The sequence below is a fragment of the Cohnella fermenti genome, assembly GCF_004801405.1.
In the GTDB taxonomy this organism is placed as follows: domain Bacteria; phylum Bacillota; class Bacilli; order Paenibacillales; family Paenibacillaceae; genus Cohnella; species Cohnella fermenti.
The window spans coordinates 150430-177134 of the sequence record NZ_SSOB01000008.1; the positions used below are offsets into that span (position 1 = coordinate 150430).

21 protein-coding genes are annotated in these 26705 nt (G+C 60.9%); 12 read left to right on the top strand and 9 right to left on the bottom strand.

The features are described from left to right. Positions 1–147: 147 nt before the first annotated feature. A complete protein-coding gene (locus E6C55_RS08335; RefSeq protein ID WP_136369320.1) occupies positions 148–5262 on the top strand; it encodes an RCC1 domain-containing protein in 5115 nt (1704 codons plus the stop codon). Positions 5263–6123: 861 nt separating this feature from the next. On the opposite strand, the gene E6C55_RS08340 is transcribed toward E6C55_RS08335, so the two are convergent. Continuing rightward, positions 6124–6960 carry a helix-turn-helix domain-containing protein gene (locus tag E6C55_RS08340; protein WP_136369321.1) on the bottom strand — a complete coding sequence of 279 codons (837 nt, stop codon included), beginning with the start codon at positions 6958–6960 and terminating at the stop codon, positions 6124–6126. 152 nt (positions 6961–7112) lie between these two features. Here E6C55_RS08340 and E6C55_RS08345 point away from each other — a divergent pair, with 152 nt between their 5' ends. Together E6C55_RS08345 and E6C55_RS08350 are read left to right on the top strand one after the other, a co-directional pair. Further along, positions 7113–7565, top strand: coding sequence for an SRPBCC family protein (locus E6C55_RS08345; RefSeq protein WP_136369322.1), 453 nt, complete (start codon positions 7113–7115; stop codon positions 7563–7565). Between the two features lie 79 nt (positions 7566–7644). Beyond that, positions 7645–8406, top strand: a complete 762-nt coding sequence (locus E6C55_RS08350; RefSeq protein WP_136369323.1) for a MerR family transcriptional regulator — start codon at positions 7645–7647, stop codon at positions 8404–8406. Between the two features lie 56 nt (positions 8407–8462). Here E6C55_RS08350 and E6C55_RS08355 read toward each other — a convergent pair whose 3' ends face one another. The 6 genes from E6C55_RS08355 to E6C55_RS08380 form a co-directional block, all read right to left on the bottom strand. Further along, positions 8463–9221, bottom strand: coding sequence for an exodeoxyribonuclease III (locus E6C55_RS08355; RefSeq protein WP_136369324.1), 759 nt, complete (start codon positions 9219–9221; stop codon positions 8463–8465). 26 nt (positions 9222–9247) lie between these two features. After that, positions 9248–10000, bottom strand: coding sequence for a 3'-5' exonuclease (locus E6C55_RS08360; protein ID WP_136369325.1), 753 nt, complete (start codon positions 9998–10000; stop codon positions 9248–9250). A 531-nt stretch (positions 10001–10531) separates the two neighbouring features. Continuing rightward, complete coding sequence (locus tag E6C55_RS08365; RefSeq protein WP_136369326.1) at positions 10532–11800, bottom strand: EAL domain-containing protein; 1269 nt, start codon at positions 11798–11800, stop codon at positions 10532–10534. Between the two features lie 253 nt (positions 11801–12053). Further along, positions 12054–13034, bottom strand: coding sequence for a 2,3-diaminopropionate biosynthesis protein SbnB (locus E6C55_RS08370; RefSeq protein WP_136369327.1), 981 nt, complete (start codon positions 13032–13034; stop codon positions 12054–12056). Then, complete coding sequence (sbnA, locus tag E6C55_RS08375) at positions 13031–14011, bottom strand: 2,3-diaminopropionate biosynthesis protein SbnA (RefSeq protein ID WP_168735538.1); 981 nt, start codon at positions 14009–14011, stop codon at positions 13031–13033. Before sbnA ends, E6C55_RS08370 begins: the two co-directional genes overlap by 4 nt. A 10-nt stretch (positions 14012–14021) precedes the next feature. Further along, positions 14022–15263 carry a phenylacetate--CoA ligase family protein gene (locus E6C55_RS08380; protein ID WP_230986607.1) on the bottom strand — a complete coding sequence of 414 codons (1242 nt, stop codon included), beginning with the start codon at positions 15261–15263 and terminating at the stop codon, positions 14022–14024. A gap of 160 nt (positions 15264–15423) precedes the next feature. Between E6C55_RS08380 and E6C55_RS08385 the strand changes: the two genes are divergently transcribed. Beyond that, entirely contained in the window at positions 15424–16203 is a 780-nt protein-coding gene (locus E6C55_RS08385) for a YheC/YheD family protein (protein WP_168735539.1), read from the top strand. Between the two features lie 859 nt (positions 16204–17062). Then, the gene (locus E6C55_RS08390) at positions 17063–17272 is read left to right on the top strand and encodes a hypothetical protein (protein ID WP_136369329.1); all 210 of its coding nucleotides are present in this window, start codon (positions 17063–17065) and stop codon (positions 17270–17272) included. Positions 17273–17425: 153 nt separating this feature from the next. Here E6C55_RS08390 and E6C55_RS08395 read toward each other — a convergent pair whose 3' ends face one another. Continuing rightward, on the bottom strand, positions 17426–17761 hold the full coding sequence (locus E6C55_RS08395; protein WP_136369330.1) for a hypothetical protein: 336 nt from the start codon (positions 17759–17761) through the stop codon (positions 17426–17428). Positions 17762–18070: 309 nt separating this feature from the next. Between E6C55_RS08395 and E6C55_RS08400 the strand changes: the two genes are divergently transcribed. The 5 genes from E6C55_RS08400 to E6C55_RS08420 all read left to right on the top strand — a co-directional run bounded on the left by E6C55_RS08400 (position 18071) and on the right by E6C55_RS08420 (position 22925). After that, positions 18071–18949, top strand: a complete 879-nt coding sequence (locus tag E6C55_RS08400) for an ABC transporter ATP-binding protein (RefSeq protein WP_136369331.1) — start codon at positions 18071–18073, stop codon at positions 18947–18949. 377 nt (positions 18950–19326) lie between these two features. After that, complete coding sequence (locus E6C55_RS08405; RefSeq protein WP_136369332.1) at positions 19327–20283, top strand: metal ABC transporter solute-binding protein, Zn/Mn family; 957 nt, start codon at positions 19327–19329, stop codon at positions 20281–20283. 28 nt (positions 20284–20311) lie between these two features. Further along, complete coding sequence (locus tag E6C55_RS08410; RefSeq protein ID WP_136369333.1) at positions 20312–21073, top strand: metal ABC transporter ATP-binding protein; 762 nt, start codon at positions 20312–20314, stop codon at positions 21071–21073. A gap of 11 nt (positions 21074–21084) precedes the next feature. Next, complete coding sequence (locus tag E6C55_RS08415) at positions 21085–22056, top strand: metal ABC transporter permease (protein ID WP_136369334.1); 972 nt, start codon at positions 21085–21087, stop codon at positions 22054–22056. Continuing rightward, positions 22053–22925, top strand: a complete 873-nt coding sequence (locus tag E6C55_RS08420) for a metal ABC transporter permease (protein ID WP_136369335.1) — start codon at positions 22053–22055, stop codon at positions 22923–22925. The genes E6C55_RS08415 and E6C55_RS08420 overlap by 4 nt, the downstream gene beginning before the upstream one ends. A gap of 32 nt (positions 22926–22957) precedes the next feature. Here E6C55_RS08420 and E6C55_RS08425 read toward each other — a convergent pair whose 3' ends face one another. Then, a complete protein-coding gene (locus E6C55_RS08425; protein WP_168735540.1) occupies positions 22958–23809 on the bottom strand; it encodes an AraC family transcriptional regulator in 852 nt (283 codons plus the stop codon). A gap of 138 nt (positions 23810–23947) precedes the next feature. Here E6C55_RS08425 and E6C55_RS08430 point away from each other — a divergent pair, with 138 nt between their 5' ends. Both E6C55_RS08430 and uxaC read left to right on the top strand, forming a co-directional pair. Continuing rightward, positions 23948–25246, top strand: a complete 1299-nt coding sequence (locus tag E6C55_RS08430) for a Gfo/Idh/MocA family protein (RefSeq protein WP_136369337.1) — start codon at positions 23948–23950, stop codon at positions 25244–25246. A 22-nt stretch (positions 25247–25268) separates the two neighbouring features. After that, complete coding sequence (gene uxaC / locus E6C55_RS08435; protein ID WP_136369338.1) at positions 25269–26678, top strand: glucuronate isomerase; 1410 nt, start codon at positions 25269–25271, stop codon at positions 26676–26678. Positions 26679–26705 lie beyond the last annotated feature (27 nt).

The following is a 26705-nucleotide window of genomic DNA, read 5'->3' on the forward strand; positions in this document are numbered from 1 at the left end:
TATTCTACTGGAATTGGGCGGAGTTGTTCAATCGGGTTGTCCCGGCTTCGGCTTCTTTTTTTGCAACGGCGTTTACCGCCATTTTACCGCATGATGATAGCCTGTGTGATAGTAATCGACATCATTCGGCAGGGAGAGAGATTCACGATGCACTGGGCAAAAATCATGTGGAGAATATACGTTGTGCTGGCTGTGGTCGCGGGGACGGTAAATCTGCTGCCGCCGGGGCAGGCTCATGCGCTGGCAAGCGACGGGATTTATGCAACCGCTATTGCGGCAGGCAACAATCACAATCTGGTGCTTAGAAGCGACGGTACGGTGTTGGCGTGGGGGGACAACAGCAAAGGGCAGTTGGGCGATGGGACAACGATAAGCCGGACTTCGCCTGTACAGGTATCAGGGCTTGATGGTGTTGCCGTGACGGCCATCGCCGCCGGAACGTCGCACAGCCTCGCGCTGGACAGCGAGGGCCGCGTATGGGCGTGGGGCGACAATACGTATGGGCAGATGGGGGACGGTTCGACAACAATCCGTACGACCCCGGCCGTCGTGCCGAATCTGGGCGACGTCACGGCGATCTCGTCGGGCTACAATCACGGCCTTGCCTTGAAGAGCGACGGCACGCTGTGGGCGTGGGGGTACAACAATCGCGGTCAGATCGGGGATAATTCGACGACCAATCGGCTCACTCCCGTGCAAGTGACCGGTCTGAGCGGTGTGACGATCGCTTCGATCTCTGCCGGCGGAACGTTTAACCTGATGTTGGACAGTGCCGGGAATGTATGGGGGTGGGGCTACAACGGCGTCAAGCAATTGGCCAGCAACACGCTGACGACCGCGCCGGTTCCGATCCAGTTGGGCGTGAGCGGAGCCAAGGCGATCGCAGCCGGAGCCAACCACAGCTTGGCGGTTATGAACGACGGCACGGTGAAGACATGGGGGTACAACGGCAGCGGACAGCTCGGCGACGGAGGGTATACGAATCAATACGTGCCGGTGTCGGTCGGAATTGCCGATGTTGCGGCGGTGTCGGGATGGACGTCGCACAGCCTTGCCTTGAAGAGCGACGGCACGGTGTGGGCGTGGGGAAGCAACCTGTACGGCCAGTTGGGAGACGGCACGGTGAGCAGCAGCTACACGCCGGTGCAAGTATCGGGTCTCGGCGAAGTGACGGCGATCGCGGCGGGAGAGACGCACAGTCTGGCGTTGCGCAAGGACGGCACAGTCGCGGTGTGGGGCGACGAGTCCAAGGGGCAATTGGGCCTTGGCACGCCTCTGATGCAGCTCGCTCCCGTGCAGGCTTCCATCGAGGATGCCGTCTCGGTGGCGGGCGGCGGATGGCACAGCCTTGCCATCTCAAGCGACGGCTCGCTCTGGGCATGGGGCGACAATTCATACGGCATTGTGAATGATGGAACAACGACCAGCAATCCGATCCCGCATCGGACATCCATAACGGATGCGATCGAAGCGTCTTCATCGGGCTACCACGTCTTGGCCGTCCGAAGCGATGGCACGCTCTGGTCATGGGGGGCGAATGTGTCCGGGCAATTGGGTGACGGCACAACGACGAACCGGGAGAGTCCCGCCCAGGTAGCCGGCTTAAGCGGCATTCGGGAGGCCGAGGCGGGGAGCAATTATAGCGTGGCTCTCAAGGATGACGGAACGGTGTGGGCATGGGGAATCAATGGATACAACCAGTTGGGCGACGGAACGCAGACGACGCGGTTGTCCCCTGTGCAGGTGTCGGGCCTTACGGATGTCGAGGCGATCTCGTCCGGTTATGCGCACAGCGTGGCGCTGAAGAGCGACGGGACGGTATGGGCTTGGGGATTCAATCAATACGGGCAACTCGGCAACGGCACGGCAGGGGGGAACGGCTCTGTCCCCGTGCAGGTGCCCGGCTTGGCTGATGTCGAAGCGATCTCGGCAGGCGAATACTTCAATCTTGCGCTGAGGAACGACGGAACAGTATGGGCGTGGGGCTGGAACAACAGCGGACAGATTGGCGTCGGATCGGCGGATGCGACGGTGAACTCGCCCACGCAAGTGACGGCATTGGCCGGCATTCGCATCGTCGCCATCGCCGGAGGAACGGCCCATAGCTTGGCGGTGGCGGAGGACGGCTCCGTATGGGCATGGGGATCGAACTCCAAAGGGCAATTGGGCGACGGGACGACGACGAACCGCTCAACTCCGGTGCAAGTGGAGGGGCTTAGCGGCGTAACAGAGGCGGCGGCCGGATCTATCCACAGCTTGGCGCTGCGAAGCGACGGTACGGTATGGACTTGGGGCAGCACCTTGTACGGTCAGCTTGGCGAAGGATCGATCTCGTTCCGCGCGACTCCCGTTCTGTTGTCGGATTTTCCATCGAATGATGCTGACTTGACGGACTTGCAGATCGATGGGACGAGTGTTGACGGATTCTCGTCGGACGACGCAGGGCCGTATGCCGTGAACGTACCGAACGCGACGACATCGGTGAGCGTGACGTACGAGACATCGAACGAAGAGGCGACCGTTGCGCTGACCGGCGGTTCGGACCTGGCCGTCGGCGACAATGCCGTAACCGCGACGGTGACGGCTCCTAACGGGTCGACCAAATCCTACGAGATCATCGTCCACCGAATTTCGATTAGCGCCGAACTGACGGATCTGCAGATCGACGGGACGACCGTCGCCGGGTTCGCGTCCGGCAACGTCGGGCCGTATGCGGCGAACGTGCCGAGCACGACGACGGCCGTGGGCGTGACCTATACGCTGTCGGACAGCGCGGCGAGCGCGATCGTAACGGGCGGTACGGACCTGATGCTGGGCGCGAACGATGTCACCGTCGAGGTAACGGCGGAAGACGGGACGATGAAGATGACGTACGAGATCACGGTATACAGACAGTCGGGCGATGGGTCTCTGACAGATCTTCAGGTGAACGGTACGACGGTGGAAGGGTTCGATTCGGATGATGTCGGCCCGTACGAAGTGACGATAGCGGGTGCGACGTCGGTTAACGTGACGTACACGAAGTTGGATGCGAGCGCGAGCGTTGTCGTTGTGGGAGATACGGGCCTGACGGTGGGAGCCAACACTGTCACAGTGACGGTCACGGCAGAGGACGGCACGGTTAAGGTATACGAAATTACCGTACACGTGCAGTCGGGCGATGCGACTCTGGCGGACTTGCGGGTGAACGGTACGACGTTGTCCGGCTTCGCTTCCGGCAACACCGGCCCGTACGGGGTAACAGTGCCGAACGCCACGACGGCGGTCGCCATTGCTTACACGGCGGCGGACAGCGAAGCGAGCGTAGAGGTGACAGGCGGCGACGACCTGCAAGTTGGTGCGAACACCGTCACAGTAACGGTGACGGCGGCGGATGGCATAACGACGAAGGTGTACACGATCATGGTGACGCGCGAGGACGAAGCAGAGACGCCGACACCATCGGCGGAATTGGCTGACCTTCAAGTGAACGGCGCGACGTTGTCCGGCTTCTCCTCCGGCAACACCGGCCCGTACACGATAACAGTGCCGAACGCCACGACGGCGGTCGCCATTGCCTATACGGCGGCGGACAGCGAAGCGAGCGTAGAGGTGGCGGGAGGCGACGACCTGCGAGTCGGTGCGAACACCGTCACAATCACGGTGACGGCGGCGGATGGCATAATGACGAAGGTGTACACGATCATCGTGACACGTGAGGACGAAGCAGAGACGCCGACACCATCGGCGGAACTGGCTGATCTTCAAGTGAACGGCACGACGGTGTCCGGCTTCGCCTCCGGCAACACCGGCCCGTACGGGGTAACAGTGCCGAACGCCACGACGGCCGTCGCCATTGCTTATACGGCGGCGGATAGCGAAGCGAGCGTAGAGGTGACAGGCGGCGACGACCTGCAAGTCGGTGCGAACACCGTCACAATCACGGTGACGGCGACGGATGGCATAACGACGAAGGTGTACACGATCATCGTGACGCGCGAGAATGCGACTACGCCTTCAGGGCCATCCAGCCCGTCCGGACCGTCGGTTCCGTCGACAGGGACGGATGAACCCGAAGAACAAACAGCGGTTCTTCTAAACGGAGAGTCCGCTCAAGCGGAAGTGACCGAGATTACGAACGACAAGGGGCAGAAAGTCATGAGGGTTGTCGTGGACGGCGCACAATTAAGCAAGGTGCTATCCTCGGCTTCCGACGACGGAGTTGTCTTGGACGTTCATAACGAGGCTCCCGTAGTTGAGGTGGTATTGCCGATGTCGGCTCTGCTCAGCGACGCTGTCGATGCGCAGCGGGCGGTCGTCCGCATTAAGGCAGCGGGGGCGTCCTACAGCCTGCCGATTCGGGTGCTGGCCGGTCTGCCTAAGGATGCCCTGCTCACGCTGACGATCTCAAAGCTCTCCGAGGCGGACTTGAAGCTATTCGGGCAATCGGCGACTCGTCAAGGCGCGCAGGTGCTGTCCGAGCCGATTGCTTTCTCCCTGAGCGTGAACGGGCAGGAACTGACCGACTTTAACGGAACTTACGTAGACCGGACAATCCTGCTGGATGGAGCTGTAGACGCAGATCGGGCGACAGCGGTGTGGATGGACGCGAACGGACAACTGCACTTTATTCCGGCAACCTTCGAACGGGACGGCAACGAGGTGACGGCAACGATCCATTCGCCTCACAACAGTATTTATGCCATTATTCAATCGAGCAAAATATTCGCGGATACGAATGGCCATTGGGCGCGCAAGGACATCGAGTCTCTGGCCTCCAAGCTTATCGTAAACGGCATATCGAACGAGTCGTTCGCGCCGAACGCAACCATTACCCGAGCCGAATTCGCCGCCTTGCTCGTTCGGGCGCTCGGATTGCAGGCGGAAGCGACGGATAACCCGTTCGACGATGTTCAGGCTAACGATTGGTTCGCGGCGGACGTGCAGGCGGCGCTTCAAGCCGGTCTAATCCGAGGCTTCGCGGACGGGACCTTCCGGCCGAACGAGCGGATTACCCGGGAGCAGATGGCCGTCATGATCGCGGGGGCGATAAAGGCTTCCGGCAATCGTCCGGAGACGATCCGGTCCGAAGCCTGGAACGACTTATTCGCGGATGCGGAAGAGATCTCCGCTTGGGCGAAGGAAGGGGTAGAAGCTGCGGCGCGTGCCGGCATTATCGGTGGAAGAGAGGACGGCACGTTCGCTCCGGCGTCCCAGGCCACTCGTGCGGAAGCGGTCGCTATGCTTCGCAGAATGCTGCAAGCCATTGGATTTATTAACTAACCAACAGCCGAAGAAAATGGCGGTACGAGGGATATTTGTCCCTGTACCGCCTTTTCGCGTTCTTCCGAGCGATTCCGTAACTCGTTTCACCGCAGCCTCGCTAACCCGCCGATTGTTCCTCATCCAAAACTAACCATATTGAACGATTTAACCCGGCAAGCTGAAGCCGCATAAAATTGCGAACCGGAAGCTTTTGACCCGCTGGCCAGAAAGAGCGAACTGTATTTCGTGACGAAAGAGGAGAGGGAGATGCGCGGGAAATCGGCACAACGGAGCTCCGAAGAGGCGGTTGGAGCAGGAGATGTGCGGGAAACCCGTACAACGGAGCTTCGAAGAGGCGGTTGGAGAGGGAGATGTGCGGGAAACCCGTACAACGACGTTCCGAAGAGGCGGTTGGAGTAGGAGATATGCGGGAAATCGGCACAACGACGCTCCGAAGAGGCGGTTGGAGAGGGAGATATGCGGGAAATCGGCACAACAGAGCTTCGAAGAGGCGGTTGGAGCAGGAGATGTGCGGGAAACCCGTACAACGACGCTCCGAAGAGGCGGTTGGAGCAGGAGATATGCGGGAAACCCGTACAACGGAGCCCCGAAGAGGCGGTTGGAGCAGGAGATGTGCGGGAAATCGGCACAACGGAGCTTTGAAGAGGCGGTTGGAGAGGGAGATGTGCGGGAAATCGGCACAACGGAGCTTCGAAGAGGCGGTTGGAGAGGGAGATGTGCGGGAAACCCGTACAACGAAGCTCCGGCTCCTCGTCCGGCCGCCATCTCCGAGCTCGCCCCGCATTCAGCCGCTGCGCCACCTCCGAGTCACCCCCCGCAGTTCGCTCCGCGCCGAACCGCCGCCTCCGGGCCCGGAGCTTACCCTTCGCCCCGGGACTTCCTGGCGTAGTCCTCCGGCGAGCGGCCGAGCAGCGCCTTGAAGTCCTTGATGAAGTGCGCCTGGTCGTAGTAGCCGAGCTGCTGCGCGAATTCGGCCCAGCCCGCCGGTCCCGCTCCCAGCTCGCCCTTCTCGAGCCGCTCCGCCGCCTCCTGCAGCCGGAAGCGCCGGAGCACCCACTTGGGGCTCACGCCGATGTACCGGCTGAACAGCCGCTGCAGCGTGCGAACGCCCAGCCCGAACGCTTCGGCGACATCCTGGGTCCGGACGATCTCTCGGTCGTCGATCATCGAGCGGACGATGCGCTCCGCAAGCTCGGCCTGCTCGTCCTTCTCCGGAAGCCGCCGCAGCAGGAAGCTCTCGATCCGGCGCGCCCTCGCCTCGTCGTCCGGCAGCTCCCAGAACCCCTCCTCGACCGCGGCGCCGTCCTCGCCGAACGCCGCGGCTCCGCCGATCCGGCTTCCGGTGAGCGGAGCGAGATCCTGCTTCCAGTACGGGTAGAACCCGCCCGGCCGGAACTTCGCGCCGAAGCTCTGCCCGAATCCCTTCAGATGCCTCGTATAAGAAGGAGTGGGCACGCCGTATACCCAGGAGCCGGTGCCGGTCCAGTCGTTCTCGAACACCCATTGGACGCTTGGGTATGAGAGAATATGCTGGTGGAAGTCCGGCTGCTCCCTCAGGTCCCAGCGCACGAGCCAGTAATGCTCCACGAACGGAGCCAGCGCGGCATCCGGTTCGTACCGTTCCAGCACGAATCGGCGGAAGCCTTCGTCGGCGCGCACGATCCCTCTTGTTGCCTGAAGCTTGGACTCTCTCATAGCCTCCCCCTGACCGCGGCGATGTCGCGATTTTACAATACAAGCCTAATGGGCCATCCTATAGTAAGAGTAACAGCGTATCGCTGGGCAAGCAACGAATCGTCGCCGAACCTTTAACGAATCCAACAACACAATGAATGGAGGAGCCCATCATGGAAAACCTTGAATACACCATCTACGTCAACGCCGAGCCGGAGGACGTCTGGAACGCTTTTATCAGCCCCGAGGGGGTGCGCGCGCTCTTCTTCGGATCGGTGCTGAAGTCCACCTTCGAGATCGGTGCGCCTTACGAATATGTCGGACCCGGCAACGACGGAGACGAGACGGTGCACGTGTACGGAACGGTGCTCGAGTTCGAGCCGAATCAACGAATGAGCTATACCGAGCATCCCGGCCCTTCCTATCGGGAGAATCACGCCGAACTGGAGACCCGAGTAACCATGTCGCTCGAGAAGGTCGGAGGATGCACGAAGCTGACGCTCGTGAACGACCGCTGGCCGGAGGGGCATCCTTCCTACGAGAACACGAAGGCGAGCTGGCCGATGATTCTCAGCAACGCCAAGTCGTGGGTCGAGACGGGGAAGACGATGGACTTCGGCTGGTAACCATTTATTTGTTGACAGATCCGTCTTGACCTTGACGCCGCGTAAAGGTGTATCGTTGCTTTGTCGGGAGGCGATCAAGATGGAGTATACGATACAGAAGCTGGCGCGGATGGCCGGGGTGAGCACAAGAACGCTGCGGTATTACGACGAGATCGGCCTGCTGAAGCCGGCAAGGCTGACCTCGTCGGGGTACCGGATCTACGGCGGGCACGAGTTGGAACGCCTGCAGCATATTCTTTTCTACCGCGAGCTGGAGGTCGATCTGGACACGATCGCGCGCATCGTGAACGCGGACGGCTTCGACGGCGCAAGCGCTCTGTACGAGCACCGCGAGAAGCTTCTCGACAGAAGGCGCAGGCTCGACGTTCTTCTCGACAATGTGGAGAAGACGATCGCGCTCGCGGAAGGGAGAGGGACGATGAGCGACGCGGAACGGTTCGAAGGCTTCAAGGAGCGGATGATCGAGGAGAACGAGGCGAAGTACGGCGAGGAGATTCGTCGGAAGTACGGCGAGAAGGCCGTGGAGGAGTCCAACAAGAAGCTGCGCGGCATGACGAAGGAGCAGCACGAGGAGGCGGCCCGCTTGGCGGAGGAGATTCATGCCGCGCTGGCCGAAGCCTATGCGACGGGAGACCCGGCGAGCGCCGAGGCGCAGCGAGTGGCCGAGCTCCACAAGCGGTGGCTGGCCTTCTACTGGGCCGAGTACAGCAAGGAGGCGCATGCCGGACTCGCCCGGATGTACGTGGAGGACGAACGCTTCCGTGCCTACTACGACAAGCAGACGCCGGGGAGCGCGGAGTTTCTTCGGGATTCGATTGTTATTTTCACAGGGCAGGGCTAAGCAAGCCGACAGCAGGAAGGCCGAGCTCCTCATCGCGAGGGACCCGGCCTTCTTCCTTATTCGTCCGCAAGCTCCAGACAGATCGGACAATGGTCGCTGCCCAGCACGTGAGCGTCGATGCGCGCCTCCGCAATGGAGGGAGCCAGCCGCGAGGAGACGAGGAAGTAGTCGATGCGCCAGCCGACGTTCCGCTCCCGGACCTTCGGCATGTTGGACCACCACGTGTACGCGTCCGCGCGGTCGGGATACAGATAGCGGAAGGAGTCGGCGAAGCCGGAGCCGAGCAGCGTCGTCATCTTCTCCCGTTCCTGATCCGTGAAGCCGGAATTGCCGCGGTTGCCGCGCCAGTTCTTCAGGTCGATCTCCTGATGGGCGACGTTGAGATCGCCGCAGACGATGACCGGCTTGAGCTCGTCCAGTTGCTTCAGGTAGGCGCGGAACCGGTCCTCCCACTCCAGGCGGTAATCGAGCCTCGAGAGGTCCCGCTTCGCATTCGGGGTGTAGACGGTAATGAAGTAGTAACGGTCGAACTCGAGCGTGATGATGCGTCCTTCGGGCTCTTCGTCGTCCTCGATGCCGTAACGGACGGAGAGCGGCTTGACCCTGGTGAAAACAGCCGTTCCCGAGTACCCCTTCTTCTGAGCGTAATTCCAATACTGCGAGTATTCCTCCCCGAGCGCCAGCTCGATCTGGCCCTCCTGAAGCTTGGTCTCCTGCAGGCAGAATACGTCCGCATCCGACTCCTTGAAGTAATCGAGGAAGCCCTTGCCTACGCAGGAGCGCAGGCCGTTGACGTTCCAAGAGATAAAGCGCATGGAAGATCCTCCCGTATCCGAGGCCGTCAGGCCTTCTTGTTAAGTTCCGCTTCGAAGTAGCCGCGCAGCTCGTCCAGCTTCTTGGCGTTGTCCATGTCCACCTTGCCGGTCAGGAACTTCTCCGCCAGAAGAGCCCAGGTCGGCTCCTGCTTCTGCGAGCGGATCGTGCGGATGGCGTTCTTCACGAGCCGCCGTTCCTTCGCGTTCGAATAAGTATCCTTGAACCGCTGCTTCAGGCTCAGGTCAAGCCCGGCGAACACGGCGCGGAACACCTCGGCCGTCATGCGGGCGTCGTCGAGCGCGCGGTGGGCGGAGCCGGAAGCGTCGATCGCCAGCTCGGCGAGAGCGGCTTCGACGCTGACGTCGTTGGTCAGCCCCTTGCAGCGAAGGTAGCCCTTGAGCAGATCGAAGTAGTCGGTGCCCATCCAGTAGGCATCGTCCAGCTTGTGCATCCTCGTGTCGAAGACGATGCGCTTCATGTCCTCGCCGCCCCAGGTGAGCAGCAGGAAGTTCTCGCTCGGGCCAAGCCAGGCGCGGAACCGCTCGCTGACCGCCACGAAGCCGTCCGCCGAATCGATCTCCTCTTGCTGAATCCCCGTCTTCTTCTTCAGGAAGCTGTTGAGCTTGGAGAAGTAGACGGGCTTGATCATCGAAGAGAATTCGCCGACCGGCGCAAGCGACGAGTCGAGGCGGACGGCGCCGATCTCGATGACCTCCATCGGGAGCTCGCTGGCGAACTTGCGCCCGTTGAATTCGATATCCAGAACGATATAGTCCAATTGCGTAACCTCCGAATCGCGTCCTGCCTCCATTGTAGCAAATTCGCGGGGCGCAAGGATAGCGGGGAGGATGCGGATGATGCGAACGGTTGCCGAGAGGGGGCTGCGGAGAGGTCCCGAGGAGAGGTGCCGAGGGGGGCGGAAGGGGATGCACAACTTATACTCCATATCCGATAGGCTCGTGCGGTCTATCCGTGCGGTCTTCCCGGATGTTCCCCTTCTCCACACACCGCACCCCCGTCCCTCCCTGATCCGGCGATTCCTGCGATTTTTATGTGGTTTTTCACATTCGGCGGCTCGGATTTTGGGTGGATCGAGGCGTTTTATATGATTTTTGACATACATCCGGCATTTCGGGACGGAATTGCGGCTATGTATGTGGTTTTTCGCATTCGTTGGACCTCGAAGCCCCTTTTAGCTCCGGACGTATGCGGTTTTTCGCATAAAATCGCCCCAGAGACCGGTCATGGAACGGCACCAACGCGAATTGTCGCCTAAATTCCGGTGCCCGAAGAGAAAGCCGGCGCTCTGTCAGAGCACCGGCTCCACGATGTCGAGGAACAGCACGAGGCGTCTGCCGACCGGGATGGACAAGGTGCGAATCCATCTTCGGGTGTTCAGATCGGCGTATTGCGGGGACAGCTTGGAGTCCGTTCTTCCTTCGATCTGCGACAGATGCGGGATGAAGTACGGCCGCCAGCTCCAGTCCGACCCCCGGTATTCGCTCTCGATGTGCCAGCTTCCGTCGGGATTGCGCACGTGATTCGAGGAGATCTGGGTTCCGTTGTCCAGGCACAGATACACCCGGAGGCAGAACGAGTCGAGATAGGGCACCCACCTCTGCAGAATGCAATCGGCTTCATCCGATGCCGCGGTGCCTTCCTCTTCCGCCTGGAAGCGGTGCTCCTCGGCCTCCAGCTCCTGATGGACGGCGTTCGAATGCATCGAGCGGAACAGCTCGGCCGCGCGCCTGACCCAATAGTGCTCGGTCCGGTGCAGAAGCTGCCGATGCTCCTCCAGCTCCTCTTCGATCAGGCGGGCGAACTCGTCCCCCTTCCGGAAGTCCGGCTCCGCCGGGGAGAACAGGTACCCTTGCACATAGCGGGCGCCGATCTGAATCGCCCTCCGCAGATCCTGCCGGGTCTCCACCCCCTCGACAAGCAAGGAGGCGCCGATCTGCTCGGCCAAGGTCGAGAAGGAACGCAGAACCCCCAGATAGCCGTCATGGCTCGCGCTTCGCTTCATCAGATGGATGTCCACCTTGAGCAGGTGGGGGCGAAGCTGCGCGATGCGGTCGTAGCTGCTGAAGTCGGAGCCGACGTCGTCGATCGCGATGCGGCAGCCTTGCTTCCGATAGATGTCGATGATCTCGCCCAGTTCCAGGAAGGAGCCGCGGAATTCCTCCTCGGTAATCTCGATGCATACCCGGCTCGGGTCGATGCCGTACCGGTCGAGAAGCTGAAGCGTGTGAAGCTCCCCCGTCAGCTTATAATGCCGATAGATCCACGAGGGCTTCAGGTTCAGGAAGATCGACGGAGGCTCCGGAAAGGTGCCGGCCTTGGCGATCGCCTTCTCCCGGAGCAGGCGGTCGATCCGGATCTGCTCGGAGACGTCGACGCGCGAATCGGTGAAGAAGGGGCCGAGGCTCTTGACGCCGCCGTTCTCGTCGACCTGCCGGCCGAGCACCTCGTAGCCGACGATTCGTCTCGTATCCAGGGCCAATATGGGCTGATAATATGCCGCGATCTGCTCTTCCGGTGGAGAGAGGGGCACCGTGCGTGCGGATGCTTGTTCAGTCATGAGGCTGTATCCCCCTAGGCTTCGGACAGCTAATCTTGTTGTTGATATTGTAAAGGAAGTTGACGTGAATGAATAGTAGATTTCGACGAATATTGCTAAAATACTCCAAACATTCGACAAGCAGCACCGAGAATTCCGAAAATACAGCCGAAGCGAATGGGATACGTGTTGTCTCCGTGCGGTTTTGTCCGGGGGCGGATGGTCTCTGTCATCATATCTCACAAGAGATTCGCGGAAGGGGCAGGCAAGGAAGCTACGGCAGCCGGGAACCGATGCCGAGGCGAATCGCCTGCCGGACATAGGAGGCCGCGACGGCGATATCGAACGCCGCCATGCCCATCGGGTTGAAGAAGATCGGCTCCTCGGGCGGGATCGCTGCGAGCGCATTGTCCCAGATCGCCTGCCGGAGCGTCAGCACATCCGCCTCTTCAAGCCCGCAGCTTCGATGCAGCATCTCGATGTCGGTGTTCTCCCGGCATACCTCAAGCCAATCGTCGACGACGACCGCGCTCAAGCGATCGACGGATTCCGGCCGGTAGTCTCTCAGGCTGACGTTCAGAAGCAGCATGCCGGGGCGGGGAGGGCGGTCGATGTATCGTTCGGGAGAGGTGGTGCAGGTCAGGAACACGTCCGAACGCTCATAGACCTCCTGCCAGGAGGAACAGACCCGGACCCGCCGCCGGAGCTCCTTCGGCAGCGACGCCGCCGCAATGCCGCGCACGTCGAAGGCGCGGAGCTCGGCGATTCTGTCGCCATAGGCGGAGTGGAGCATCGCCAAGTGCATCCGTCCGATCGGGCCCATGCCGACGATGCCGATGCGCAACCCCGCGGACGGCTCGGCGCTTCCCGGGCGGCTCTCCAGATATGCGCCCAGCATCGCCCCGCTGACGGCGGCCGTGCGGATGGCGCTCAGCTTGCCGCTGCGGAGGAAGGCGATCGGCTCCCCGGTGTGCGTATCGTTGAGGATCAGGGTGTTGTGCGCGCGGGGGAGGCCTCTCTCCAGATTGCCGGGGAAGCTGGCGATCCACTTGATTCCGCTCGCCTCCACCTCTCCGCCGACGAACGCGGGCATCGCGATGATCCGGTTGCGCGGATCGCGATACCGGAGATAAGGCTTCAAGGGCTGCACGAGCTCAGCGGTGCCCTGCAGCCGCAGGACGTTCCGGACGAGGTGCATGAGCTCCGGCCAAGGGGTTCCGATGCGGGTGATATGACGGTCGTTCAAGTAGATCACGGCGATCTGTCTCCCTCCGTCTTCGGGGAGAGCCCGGCGACCCATTCGTCGTTGTAGACCGTGTCCCAATAGCGGTCGCCGCGGTCCACGAGAATGGCCGCGCAGACGGAGCCCGCCGGGATATCCGCTTGCATCCGGCGGATCGCTGCGAGCACTCCGCCGGAGGAGGCGCCGGCGAGGATCGATTCCGTCCTCAGCAGGTCGCGGCAGCCGCGGACGCAATCGGGATCGTCCACGTAGACGACCCGATCGATGAGCTCGCTGCGCAATTGCTGCGGCACGATGGCCGCTCCGAGGCCGGGCAACCGTCTAACGGCCCGTCCCTCCCCGCCGAAGATTGCGCTGCCCGCGGCGTCGACGGCGACGACCCGCGTCGGCAGTCCGTCGTCGCGCACCCGCTCGGAGCAGCCGCGGATCGTGCCGCAGGTGCTTACTCCGCAGAACAAATAATCGATGCGGCCGAGCGCATCCCGCAGCTCGGGCATCGTCGTCTCGTAATGGGCAAGGTAATTGTCCGGGTTGCCGTATTGATTCGTCCAATAGCTGTCCGGGATCTCGGCGAGAAGCCGCTTCACCCGCCGGATGCGGGCCGGCAAGTATTCGCCGGTGTCCGGGTCCGGCTTGTCGATCCACTCGATTCTCGCCCCCAGGCTGCGGATCAGTCGGAGGTGGTAGGCCGTCGTGCGGGCATCCAGCACGCAGATGAACGGCAGGCCGAGGTATCCGCAGATCTGGGCCAGGCTTACCGCGAGATTGCCGGAGCTGGACTCGATGACGGTCGTCTGCGGCCCGATCTCGCCGCGTTTGATCGCCTGCCGCACCATGTGGAGAGCCGGCCGATCCTTGGCGCTGCCTCCCGGATTCATCAGCTCAAGCTTCGCGTATACCCGGAAGGGAGCATCCTCGAACATTCTCTTCAGGGGGACGAGCGGGGTTCGGCCTATCGTTGCGAGCACGCCTTCGTTCGGTTCCAACATTCACGCCCCTTCAACTGTAATAGATCTTCTTGTGCTTAATGGAGCTCTCCTCCGCAAGGCTGTCTTCGTCCAGCGCAAGCACCTGCAGCTCTTCCAGCAGGCCCCCCTCGACCATTCGTCCGATCTCGGGAATTCGCTCCCGCAGGTCCGCGCCGATGGCGGCAAGCTTCTCCGCCCCGATCCCGCCGCCCACATGCACCCGCAGCTTGCCGCCGGCAACCTCGATCCGGACGATGGCCTGGCCGGCATGTCGGTAAACGACGTCCTCGATGTCGTAGACGCTGATCTTCTCCCCGTGCTTCAGCTCCGGTCCGATTCTTCGGACCAGCGCCTGGAAGCTCTGGCGCAGAGCTCCGTCCACCCGGATGGGCCGCAGGTCCCTTACGACGTCGTAGGTCACGTAACGCACAGCCGGGAACGTCTCGCGAACCGACGAGGTAAGCGTCAGGATCGATTCGTCGTCTGCCAGCGAAGCCGGCTCGCCGCGCGCCGGCATCGGGATCGTGCGCAGCCCTTCGGCCCCGAGCCCCTCTGCGATCACATATCTTCCGTGTTCGTGCGAGTAGGATGCGATCGTTCCGATCTCGATGGAGCCGTAGGTGTCCATCACGTCCGTCTCCCGGATGCCGAGCCGCTCCGCCGCTCCGGCGATCCAGGCCGGGGCGGCGGCTTCTCCGACAAGGATGACCTTGCGTATGCGGAAGCGCAGCGGGTCGTCGGCCGCCCGCAGCAGGTTGTCGAGGATCGAAGGCATCGTATAGAGAACGTTCGGGCGCAGCTTCTCCAGCCTCTCTAGATGCTTCTCCACCGGAAGGCGGAACGAGATCGACTCGGCCTGCAGCCCGATTCTGGCGAAGATGCCGGCCGCCGTATCGGCCGCATGGCCGGTGCCCATGTCGGACAACGCGCTGCGCACGCCCGTTCCCGCGAGGAACCATGCGAACATCCGACTCTTGATCTCGGCATAGGCTCGCTCGTCATTTTCGGAATAATAGATGGCCTTGCGCAGACCGGAGCTCGTTCCGGATGTCCGGTAGCAGCGCAGGTCCGGCCTTCGGCCCAGTGGCTGGTTCGGGGTGTAATAATGCTTCTCCAGCCGCTCGGAGGTCATCAGAGGCAGCTCGGCCAGCGGAACGTCTTCGTCCCGCGCGCGCAAGCACCCCTGCTCCCGGAGCGCCGACTCGTACCAGGGGAACTCCCGAAGCGTCTGCCGGATGATACGTCTAAGCTCGCTTGCTTCCAACTTCGCCAACCCCTCCGCCGTCTCCGTATTCGTTCAAGCCTTCTACATTTTATGAGCCTAATCCGTAATGGTTCTGGGTCCGACTGGGTGCTTGCCCTTGCGAGTCGTGAGATTCGCCATATGGTATGGATACGCATGCGAAAAAAAAGGCTGCAGAGGAGAGGGAGCAGTGGGCGGACAACGGGATGTGCGGAGCAAGTGGGGGAAGACGAGGGTGATTCTGCGTTCGCGGCAGCTCGCCTCGCACGTGCCGGAGACGAGGCCGATGAATCGCGCGTCCCTTAAGGCGATGCTGGGCAAGTACGGCATGGTGTACGTGAAGCCGGATATCGGAGCCCGCGGCATCGGCGTCATGAAGGTGGCGAAGGGGAAGCGGGGGTATATGGTCCACTACGGCACCGTTCGGAAAAGACTGCCTTCGTTCAACGCCGCTTGCAAGTGGATCAAGGGACATCGGAGGAAGCGGAACTATCTGGTGCAGCGGGGGATCGTTATGGTCCGTCTCGGCGGCCGGCCGCTCGACTTCCGGGTGATGATCCAACGCAACGAGAGGAGAAGGTGGGAGGTGACCGGCACCTTGGCTCGGGTAGCTTCCCCGGGGAAGCCGGTGACGAACGGAAGCCAGGGCGGCACGATCTATCCGTCCAAGCGGATTCTGAACAAGGTGGCGGGCAGGGCCGCGGCGCCCGTTCTTCTGAATCGGTTCCGCACTCTCGCGAGGCGTTCGGCGGCTCGCTTGGCCATCCGCTATCCCGAGCTCAACGAGCTGGGACTGGACGTCGCCTTGGACACGAAGAGGAGATACTGGATTCTGGAGATCAACACGGCGCCCGACGCGAAGCCGTTCGTGCTGCTCGACGACCGATCGGCCATCCGGCGAATCGTCAAGCTGGGCAGGCGTTACGGGCGCATCTACGACCTGACGATCCGGAAGGCGAAGAAAGGGTAGCCGCGCTGACACCCGCGACGCCGAACGGAGCTGGAGCCGCTCCATAAGTCATCCCAATGGCGTGGGACGGCTCCTTTTTTTGGCATCGTTGTCCCGTCTGGACCGCTCGCGAACCCTCCGCCGATCACCGAACACCGAACGCCGAATACCGAACGCCGAATATCGAGCACATGCCTCCCGCCGACCACCGACCAACCACTAAAAGAACCGAACAACCAACGACTAACAACCAACAACCAACAACCAACCAATAACCAATCGATTAACAACCATCAGCCGACTATCCGCCGATTATCCGCCCCCTGCCGACCACTAACCAACCACATGCCAATCGCCGACCATTAACCTGCAGATCACCTGCCCGCCAGCCACACTGATCACGGAACACTAATCACCAACCACCAACCACCGACCACCAATCACCAACCACCGACCACCCGCCGATTATCCGCCCATTCCGCCGACTACCGACCATACACCAATCCCCCACCGAAGCCGCTGGCCCCCGATTTTATGTGAAAAATCACATTGGCACTGCCCGAAACCGGGTACTTTGGGCGATTATATGTGGAAAATAGCATAAAATGGGCGGATTTCTGGCCCGAGGTGCTGGATATATGCGAAAAATCGCATAAAATCGGCGGATGGAGGGGGTTCGGAGCGGGATGAGTGTGAAAAATCGCATAAAACCGCAACAGTTAATCGCAAAAGTCCGTGCACGGGAGGAAACAGGGGGAGCTGGAGAGGAGAGGGGGCGAGTGGAGGACGGAGGCTTTTTTCCCAAATGAATAAAAGTGTCTTGAACTTTCGCGGCCCCTATAGTATGTTGGTAATAACTGGACGGGAGGGGGTGAACGGGGTGGAGAAGATGACGATGCAGATGATGATGGCGATGTGTATGGAAGAAATGATGTGCAAGATGAAGTGCATGCAGATGATGATGGATCAAATGAGCGAGATGGGCATGGACGGCATGGACATGGACATGATGATGAATAAGATGCAGGAATGCGACGAGATGATGACCCGCATGATGGCGTCGATGCGAGACATGAAGGTATCCATGTAAGGCGGCTGGCGGGCCGGCGGACATGGCAGCGGCAGAGCCGACTTCGGCATGCCGGATTGAATACTTAACTTCCCCAATAAGTGCGCAGAGCGGATGACCGCATGCGGGCTTTTTTCGTTTGCTGCGAAGTTCCCCCGCGAGTTGCCGAACAAGCTACCGAATCAGCTCCCGGATCTGACGCGAGATGGAGACGCGCTGCTGCTTCAGCTCCAACACCGTTCGCTGCAACGTCTGCCGATGGATTGCGTTCCGGTCCGCCCGAATTCGGTCGTAGATCTCCAGCATGCGTCGGTTGACGGAATCGAATCGGCTCCAGAGCTCCTGCAAGGCAAGATGGTTAGACAGAAGGCGGATAGGCTCTTCCCGCTGGCTTAAGGCGCCGAGAAGCTCATCCTGCCAATCCGAATCCCCGATCCGAACCGCGTAATTATAGAGATCGAGATGATCGTTCACCCAAGTGTCGGCGGCTTGATCGCGCTTGCTGGCCATCGTCGGACTCTCCTGTCGGATTAATTTACCTAGTATTATACTCGGAAATATAAGAATAGCAAGGGGCAACCCGCGAATAGGAATTCAAATTTTCGGCCAGCGAATGATCGAATCGGCCAGCCAACAATCGAACTTCGGCGGAATTTTCGGCAATCGAAGGTTGACATATCCAATGAGAACAATTATCATTTTTACATATCGAGTTTACTGAGAAATATTTTCAATGTCCGGATGCTAAAGCACGTCACGCAACGCTATTTATAGATAAGAGCGGCCGCATTTCTATGCCGCTGCGCGAGGAGAGATCGCATGTCTCGTCTGAGTACGAACCAATTGTCGCTGGCCTACGGCGCCCGCAAGATCGTGGATGAATTGAATCTGTCGGTACCCGATGGCAAGATCACGGCGCTTGTCGGCTCCAACGGCTCGGGCAAGTCGACCATCCTGAAGTCCATGGCCCGAATTCTGAGCCCCCAGAGCGGGGCCGTCTATCTCGACGGCAAGGAGATTCATCGCCAGCCGACGAAGGAAGTGGCGAAGCAACTGGCCATTCTGCCGCAGAACCCGACCTCGCCGGACGGCTTGACCGTCAAGGAGCTGGTCTCCTTCGGCCGCTACCCGCACCAGAAGGGATTCGGCAGCTTGAAGTCGGAAGATATGCGCATGATCGAATGGGCGCTCGAAGCGACCGCGATGATGGCGTTCGCCGAACGTCCGGTCGATCAACTGTCGGGCGGCCAGCGTCAACGCGCATGGATCGCCATGGCTGTCGCGCAAGGCACCGAGGTGCTGCTGCTTGACGAGCCGACGACCTTCCTTGACATGGCTCACCAGATCGAGGTCATGATGCTTCTCGAGAAGCTGAACAAGGAACAGAAGCGCACGATCATCATGGTCGTGCACGATCTGAACCACGCCGCGCGGTACGCCCAGCATATGGTGGCGTTGAAGCAAGGCTCCGTACGGTACGAAGGCGACCCGGCGGAGGTAATGACGCCGGAGATGCTGCGCGTCGTCTTCGGAATCGATGCGGACGTTCTTCCGGACCCCCGCACCGGAACGCCGATGTGTCTGCCATACGGACTCTCGCACGACGCGCTTGCGCAATCGGCGGCGGAAGCTTCCCATGCTGCTGCAGGCGACAGCAGGAAGGCGCTGGAGGCCGAACCGGTCGGCGCCGTCGGCTGATTGCAAGAGTTGACCCCGGAACCCTGGATTCTTCTTCGGAGGAGTTCGGGGTTCTTTATGTTTAATTGTGTTTAATTGTGGAAAATAGCAGTTACTCTGAAGAAGGGCAAGTCGTTGTGAGAACAAGGAGATCGGCATTGGCGAAGAGGGGCTCGGACTTCGGCTTGCCGAGAAGCCGGGCGCTGCGGCAGGGGCCGGCAGGATTTAAGAACGAATACTCCTCCTCTTAAGGCAGGCGGAATCGCCGCCGGCTTAGGGGGAGGTTTTTTTAAAGTTAAATGTTGCATATGGGAAACATTATTGTATAATATAAAAAAATAGTCCTGTGGCTAAAATTATTAGCTTGGGCAAATTTATCGTGGGAGGCAGGGAGCTGCATGAACGGTAGGGGAGCGGGGTTCAAGCGATGGATGGGGCATCTGTTGTGCTTGTCATTGGCGGTTGTTGTTTTGTCCGGTTGCGCGGAATCCGGGTCGACGGCCGGAGAGGGGGCAAGCGGGCCGGAGCAACTGAGGGTTACGGCGACGATAGGCATGATCGCCGACGCGGCGAGAGAGATCGGAGGAGATGCGGCGAAGGTGACGGGCTTGATGGGACCGGGAGTCGACCCCCATCTCTACAAGGCTTCTCAAGGCGATATTCGCAAGCTTGAGGAAGCGGATATCATCCTCTACGGAGGACTTCATCTGGAAGGCAAAATGACGGATATTCTTGAGAAGATGGGCGAGGGGCGCACGGTCAAAGCCGTAACGGACGACATTCCGGAGGAGCGTCTTCGCAAGAGCGGGGATGGGGTCTACGATCCGCACGTCTGGTTCGACGTCGGACTCTGGATGATCGCGGCCGAGACGATTCGCGACACGCTGATCGAGTACGATCCGTCCCGCAAGGCGGAGTACGAGGAGCGGGCGGAGAGTTATCTGAAGCAGCTTGAGGAATTGGACCGTTATGCCGCGGAACAGATCGCTTCGATTCCGGAGGCGGGCCGCGTGCTGGTCACGGCGCACGACGCGTTCGGTTACTTCGGAGCCGCTTATGGAATCGAAGTAGTCGGCCTGCAGGGAATAAGCACCGCTTCGGAATACGGTGCCAAGGATGTGGCTGACCTGCGGGATATGCTCGTGCAGCGGCAGATCAAGGCGGTATTCGTGGAATCCAGCGTGCCCAAGAAGTCGATTGAGGCTGTGCTGGAAGGAGCGCGCCGCCAAGGGCACGAGGTTCGAATCGGAGGAGAGCTGTTCTCCGACGCGATGGGAAGCGAAGGAACGGAAGAAGGCACCTACATCGGAATGGTTCGGCACAATGTGGACACGATCGTTCAAGCGTTGAGATAAGAGGAATCCATGGAAGGAGGTTGTCAGCATGATTGGAGCAGCGGCGCCGCTGGCCGTCAGCGGAATGACGGTCGCTTACCGCAAGAAGCCGGTTGTCCAGGGAGTATCCTTCGAGGCGAAGAAGGGGGAGTTGATCGGAATCATCGGACCGAACGGGGCGGGGAAGTCCACGCTTATCAAAGCAATTCTCGGGTTGATTCCCGCGCTCGAAGGGGAAGTTCGCATTTACGGCAAGCCCTACAAGCAGCAGAGGAAGCTGGTCGGCTACGTCCCTCAGCGGGAATCGGTGGATTGGGACTTCCCGACCCATGCGCTGGATGTGGTGACCATGGGAAGATACGGGCATCTGGGGCTGTTCCGGCGCCCCGGGAGGAAGGAGAAGGAGCTGGCGTTCGAATGCCTGGAGAAGGTCGGCATGGCGGCCTTCGCTAACCGTCAGATCGGGCAACTGTCGGGAGGACAGCAGCAGCGCGTGTTCCTGGCCAGGGCGCTTGCGCAGGACGCGGCTCTGTATCTGATGGATGAGCCGTTCGCAGGCGTCGATGCGGCCACGGAGAAGGCGATCGTCTTGCTCCTTGACGAGCTTAAGCGGCAAGGCCGAACGGTGCTTGTCGTCCATCACGACTTGACGACCGTGACGGAATACTTCGACTCCGTGCTTCTGCTTAACGGAGAGAAGATCGCATTCGGCCCGACCGCGGCCGCATTCACACCGGAGCTGCTGCATCGGGCATACGGAGGGAAGCTCGGCTTCCGCATGCCCGTTCCGACGGCCGACTCCGGGGAGTAAGAGGTGAGCACATGCTGGAGATGCTGAACGACCCCAATCTTCGCTGGATTTTATTCGGGAGCATTCTTCTCGGACTGGGCAACGGAATCGTCGGAACGTTCTCTTATCTGAGGAAGATGAGCTTGATGGGGGATGTGCTCGCTCACGCGGCGCTCCCCGGGATCTGTATCGCATTCATGCTGACCGGAGTGAAGGAAGTCTGGCTCTTCCTGATCGGCGCCGCAGCGGCAGCGTTGGCCGCCTCGGCCTGCACGAATCTGATCTCGAGACACTCCCGGATTAAGCAGGATGCCGCGATGGGCATCGTGCTCTCCGTCTTCTTCGCAATCGGAATCGTCCTTATGACGAGAATCCAGCACAGCGAATACGGCAATCAGAGCGGATTGGATAAATTCCTGTTCGGGCAGGCTGCTTCCATGACCATGGGAGACGTGTACGCTCTTGGCGGGACCGCGCTTGCCGTCAGTCTCGTATGCGGCCTGCTCTTCAAGGAGTTCAAGCTGATCAGCTTCGATCCCGCGTTCGGAAGGGGACTGGGCTATCGGACCGCGGCGCTCGAATATACGCTGCTCGCCTTGGTGACCGTCGTCGTGGTCGCGGGCATTCAAGCTGTCGGCGTTGTGCTGGTCGCGGCTCTGCTCATCACGCCGGCGGTAGCGGCCCGTTACTGGACCGACCGTCTCGCAACGATGACGGTGCTGGCAGGAGCGTTCGGGGCCGCCAGCGGAGCGGCGGGAACCTGGATCAGCTCGGGCGTGAGCCAGCTTCCGACAGGGCCGATCAGCGTTCTGGCGGCCACCGCGCTGTTCGGGCTGTCCGCACTGCTCGGCGTAAGGCGCGGGCTGCTGTCCAAGCTGCTGCTTAGGCGCCGGGCGAAGCGGCTCTGGATGCTGGAGCGGCAGTCGAACGGGGATGCCGGCATTGCGGCGGCGAAGGGCGGCGGCTCCGCCCGTTCGATCGCGGAGAGGGGGAGAATCGGATGAGCGGCTTCTGGATCATTCTGATCGGTTCGCTGGTCGCTTCCTGCTGCGCCATTCTCGGCTGCTTCCTCATTCTGCGCCGAATGGCGCTGATCGGGGATGCGATCAGCCACGCCGTGCTGCCGGGAATTGCCATTGCCTTCCTGCTGAGCGGCTCGCGCGATTCCCTCTTCATGCTGCTGGGAGCGGCCGTGTTCGGCTTCGCGGCGGTATTCCTGATCCAACTGCTGAAGCGCGGGGGCGTTCAGGGAGATGCATCGCTCGGCGTTGTCTTCACCGCGCTGTTCGCGATCGGGGTTGTCCTGATCAGCCTGAACGCGCGCAATATCGACCTGGATCTCGATTGTGTGCTGTTCGGAGAGATCGCTTATGCGCAGTGGAACACGCTGGCACTCGGCGGAGTCGAGCTCGGGCCGAAGGCGGTATGGCTGCTGGGCTTTACGCTCGCCGTCATTCTGCTTGTCGTCTTCCTGTTCTATAAGCAATTCAAGCTGATCTCCTTCGATCCGGCGCTTGCGGCAGCGCTCGGAATTCCGGTCGCCCTGTTCCACTACGTTCTCATGGGACTCGTGTCGATGGCATCGGTCAGCTCGTTCGAGAGCGTAGGAGCGATTCTTGTCGTTGGCTTGCTGATCATTCCGCCGTCCGCCGCTTATCTGCTGACGGACCGGCTTGGCGTCATGCTGGCCATCAGCGTCGCGATCGGCGTCGTCAGCGCAATCGCCGGCTACGGAGCGGCGGCGGCGCTGGACGCCTCGATCGCCGGCAGCATGGTGTGCGCGGCGGGCCTCTTGTTCGCCCTCGCCTTCCTGTTCTCGCCGAAGCATGGCTGGCTGGCGCACCGGCTAGCGCGGCATCGTGCGGCCGCGTAGAACCATAACCGTCCCTCCGGATGGCAACCTTCCTAGAACCCGGCTCCCTTGCGGTAATCCCGCGGGGATTGCCGGGTTATTTTCTTGAACGTCTTGCCGAAGTGGGAGAAGTTGTCGAAGCCGCAGACGGCTGCAATCTCGGCGATCGGCCGATCGGTCTCGGTCAGCAAGCGCTGCGCCTCCTTCACGCGGGTAAGCTGAATGTAGTCGGAGAAGGCGAAGCCGGTCACCTCCCGGAATGTCCGGCTGAGGTGGTACGGGCTGACGAAGAAGCGGGAGGCGATGTCCCCAAGCCGGATCTGCTCGTCGTAATGCTCGTTCAGGTGGCGAACGATCTCGAAGATCTTCGCATGCTTCGGGGAGACGTCCGCGTCCAGGCCGAGATGAGCGTTCTCGCGAAGGGAGCGGGCCGTCGCGAGCAGCAGCTCGGTGACGGCCGCGGGAGGAACGAGCTCGTAGCCGGGAGGCTTCAACCGGATCTCGCCAAGCAGGCGGCGGATGATCGCATCGACGCTTCGCTGGTCGGAGCGGGGGAGCCGGATGACCGGGCCGGCTTGGCGGAACGGCTCCAGCAGCAAGGGGACGTTGTCGCCCGCCAGTCCGTGCAGATACGCATCGGTGAAGTGAATCACAACCCTCTCATGCTCGGGTGCGCGTCCCTGCAGTGTTTTGTGCACGACGGACTTGTCGATGAAGACGAGGTCGCCCTGCTCGACCCGGTACGTGCGATCCTTGACGAAGTAGACGCGGCTTCCGGATAGAAGATAATACACCTCGTAGTAGGGATGGAAGTGGTCGACCGTCATGATGTACGTCTCGGAGCGCTTGACGTATTCGGCGTAGAGGTTGTTCATGTTGCCGAAGCTGAAGGCTTCGATGGACAAGCGTATCATCTCCCGAGGAATGCGCAAGATATGCGGGATGTAAACGGATTAGGGCATCATATGAGCAGAATTATAGCATTCCCATGCGGTAGAATAAAGCCATGATCAGAATCCCAGACAAGGACAGGTGACTTCAGGATGGCATCGCAAGCGAAGAAAACGTATGTATTGGTCGGCACGGGCGGTCGCGCGGAATTTTTCTACGGGGCTATCGCCAAGCATTATCGGGACACGTCGGATCTGCTCGCGTTCTGCGACATCAACCAGACCCGCATGGACTACGCGAACAAGCGTCTGAAGGACGAGTACGACTATAAGGAAGTTGCGACTTATCCATGCGATCAGTTCGACCGCATGATCGAGGAGCAGAAGCCGGACGCGGTTATCGTCACCAGCGTCGACCGCACCCACCACACGTACATCATCCGCGCGCTCGAGCTCGGCTGCGATGTCGTCACCGAGAAGCCGATGACCGTCGACGAGAAGAAGTGCCAGGAGATTCTCGACGCTGTCGAGCGCACGGGGCGCAACGTTCGCGTCACCTTCAACTATCGCTATGCGCCGCACCATACGAAGGCCCGCGAGCTGATCGCCTCCGGCGAGATCGGCAAGGTCACTTCGGTTCACTTCGAATGGCTGCTCAATACTCAGCATGGAGCCGACTACTTCCGCCGTTGGCACCGCGACAAGCGGAACAGCGGAGGGCTGCTCGTCCACAAGTCGACGCACCACTTCGACCTGGTCAACTTCTGGATCGCCTCCCAGCCGGAATCCGTGTTCGCTTACGGCGACCTGCTCTTCTACGGCAGAGAGAACGCCGAGCAGCGCGGCATTACGAAGTTCTACGAGCGCGCGACGGGCAACCCGAACGCCAAGGACGATCCGTTCGCTCTGCAGCTCGATTCGAACGAACACCTGAAGGCGATGTATCTCGACGCCGAGCATGAAGACGGCTACCGCCGCGACCAGAGCGTCTTCGGCGACGGCATCAGCATCGAAGACACGATGGGCGTCATCGTCCGCTACAAGAATCAAGCGATTCTGACGTACTCCCTGACGGCCTACGCTCCGTGGGAAGGCTACCGCATCGCCTTCAACGGAACGAAGGGCCGCATCGAGATGCAGGTCGTCGAGCAGTCCTACGTCAACTCCGGCGGCGACAAGGCCGACGAAGGCGCGATTCTCGGCGCGCAGATCAAGGTGCTGCCGATGTTCGGCGCTCCGTACATCGCGAAGGTGGAAGAAGGAGTCGGCGGCCACGGCGGCGGCGATCCGGTGCTTCTGAACGACGTGTTCGGCACGCCGGTTCCGGACCCGTTCAACCGCGCGGCGAACCATATCGACGGGGCGCGGTCGATCCTGACGGGCATCGCGGCCAACCGCTCCATCCGCACGGGGCAGTCCGTGAAGATCGACGAGCTGGTCAAGTTCTACTAAGCAGAAGGAGGCTCGGAGACGCATGAAGCCATTCCTGGACGAGAACTTCCTGCTCGACAACGAGACGGCGCAGAGGCTGTACCATGATTACGCCGCCAAGCAGCCGATTATCGACTATCATTGCCACCTGAGCCAAGCGGATATTCTGGCGAACCGTTCCTACGACAACCTGACGCAGGTGTGGCTCTACGGAGACCACTACAAGTGGCGGGCGATGCGCGCGAACGGCGTCGAGGAGAAGTATGTCACCGGCGGCGAAGGAGTGAGCGATTACGATCGCTTCCTCGCCTGGGCCAAGACCGTTCCGGCGACGATCGGCAATCCGCTGTACCACTGGTCCCACCTCGAGCTGCGGCGCTACTTCGGCATCGAAGAGCTGCTGAACGAGAAGAACGCGCCGATCATCTGGGAGAAGGCGAACGCGAAGCTGCGGCAGGTGGAGGGCTTCCGCGTGCGCGACTTCATCCTTCGCTCCGGAGTCGAGGTCATCTGCACGACGGACGATCCGGCCGATACGCTGGAGGATCACCTGAAGCTTCGCGAGCTGCCGGACTTCGACGTCAAGGTGCTGCCTTCTTACCGCCCGGACAAGGCGCTCGAGGTTGCCCGCGCGACATTCCTTCCGTGGATCGAGCGGCTGGAGGCGGTCATCGCGGCCAAGGTGTCCACTTACGATGAGCTGCTGGACGCCCTGGAGGCGCGTGCGCAGTTCTTCCACGAAGCGGGCTGCCGCGTGTCCGACCATGCGCTGGACGTTGTCGTCTTCGCGGAGGCCACGAAGGAGGAAGCGGCGGCCGTCTATGCGAAGGCGTTGGCGGGCGCAGCGATCAGCGCGGAAGAGGAACGCAAGTACAAGACGTACACGATGCTGTTCCTTGGCCGACTCTACAGCCGTCTCGGCTGGTCGATGCAACTGCACATGAACGCTTCGCGCAACAACAATTCCCGGATGTTCGGCAAGCTCGGGCCCGACACCGGCTACGATTCCATCGGCGACAGCAACGTCGGCGCGGCGCTTGTTCCGCTGCTGGACGGGCTGGAGCGGGAGGACGCGCTTCCGCGCACGATCGTCTATTCGCTCAATCCGACGCACCTGTATGTGCTCGGTTCCGCGATCGGCAGCTTCCAAGGCGGAGGCATCCCTGGGAAAATGCAACTGGGGTCGGCATGGTGGTTCAACGATACGAAGGACGGCATGCTGGAACAGCTCAGAGCTCTGGCGAATCTCGGCGTGCTCGGCCGATTCGTCGGCATGCTGACCGACTCCCGCAGCTTCCTGTCGTATACTCGCCACGAGTACTTCCGTCGCATCCTGTGCAATCTGCTCGGCGTATGGGCGGAGAACGGTGAAGCCCCTGCCGATCTCGAGCTGCTCGGCGGCCTGGCGGAAGACATCTCCTACCGCAATGCGAAGGAATACTTCAGCTTCTAGGCTTCACTCAACGCGAACGAAACAAGA

Excerpts from the sequence above, each read along its gene's own strand:
- E6C55_RS08430 (WP_136369337.1), top strand. The coding sequence starts at position 23,948 with ATGGCATCGCAAGCGAAGAAAACGTATGTATTGGTCGGCACGGGCGGT.
- E6C55_RS08420 (WP_136369335.1), top strand. The coding sequence starts at position 22,053 with ATGAGCGGCTTCTGGATCATTCTGATCGGTTCGCTGGTCGCTTCCTGC.
- E6C55_RS08365 (WP_136369326.1), bottom strand. The coding sequence starts at position 11,800 with ATGACTGAACAAGCATCCGCACGCACGGTGCCCCTCTCTCCACCGGAA.
- E6C55_RS08405 (WP_136369332.1), top strand. The coding sequence starts at position 19,327 with ATGAACGGTAGGGGAGCGGGGTTCAAGCGATGGATGGGGCATCTGTTG.
- E6C55_RS08340 (WP_136369321.1), bottom strand. The coding sequence starts at position 6,960 with ATGAGAGAGTCCAAGCTTCAGGCAACAAGAGGGATCGTGCGCGCCGAC.
- sbnA (WP_168735538.1), bottom strand. The coding sequence starts at position 14,011 with ATGTTGGAACCGAACGAAGGCGTGCTCGCAACGATAGGCCGAACCCCG.
- E6C55_RS08415 (WP_136369334.1), top strand. The coding sequence starts at position 21,085 with ATGCTGGAGATGCTGAACGACCCCAATCTTCGCTGGATTTTATTCGGG.
- uxaC (WP_136369338.1), top strand. The coding sequence starts at position 25,269 with ATGAAGCCATTCCTGGACGAGAACTTCCTGCTCGACAACGAGACGGCG.
- E6C55_RS08400 (WP_136369331.1), top strand. The coding sequence starts at position 18,071 with ATGTCTCGTCTGAGTACGAACCAATTGTCGCTGGCCTACGGCGCCCGC.
- E6C55_RS08335 (WP_136369320.1), top strand. The coding sequence starts at position 148 with ATGCACTGGGCAAAAATCATGTGGAGAATATACGTTGTGCTGGCTGTG.
- E6C55_RS08410 (WP_136369333.1), top strand. The coding sequence starts at position 20,312 with ATGATTGGAGCAGCGGCGCCGCTGGCCGTCAGCGGAATGACGGTCGCT.
- E6C55_RS08395 (WP_136369330.1), bottom strand. The coding sequence starts at position 17,761 with ATGGCCAGCAAGCGCGATCAAGCCGCCGACACTTGGGTGAACGATCAT.
- E6C55_RS08355 (WP_136369324.1), bottom strand. The coding sequence starts at position 9,221 with ATGCGCTTTATCTCTTGGAACGTCAACGGCCTGCGCTCCTGCGTAGGC.
- E6C55_RS08350 (WP_136369323.1), top strand. The coding sequence starts at position 7,645 with ATGGAGTATACGATACAGAAGCTGGCGCGGATGGCCGGGGTGAGCACA.
- E6C55_RS08345 (WP_136369322.1), top strand. The coding sequence starts at position 7,113 with ATGGAAAACCTTGAATACACCATCTACGTCAACGCCGAGCCGGAGGAC.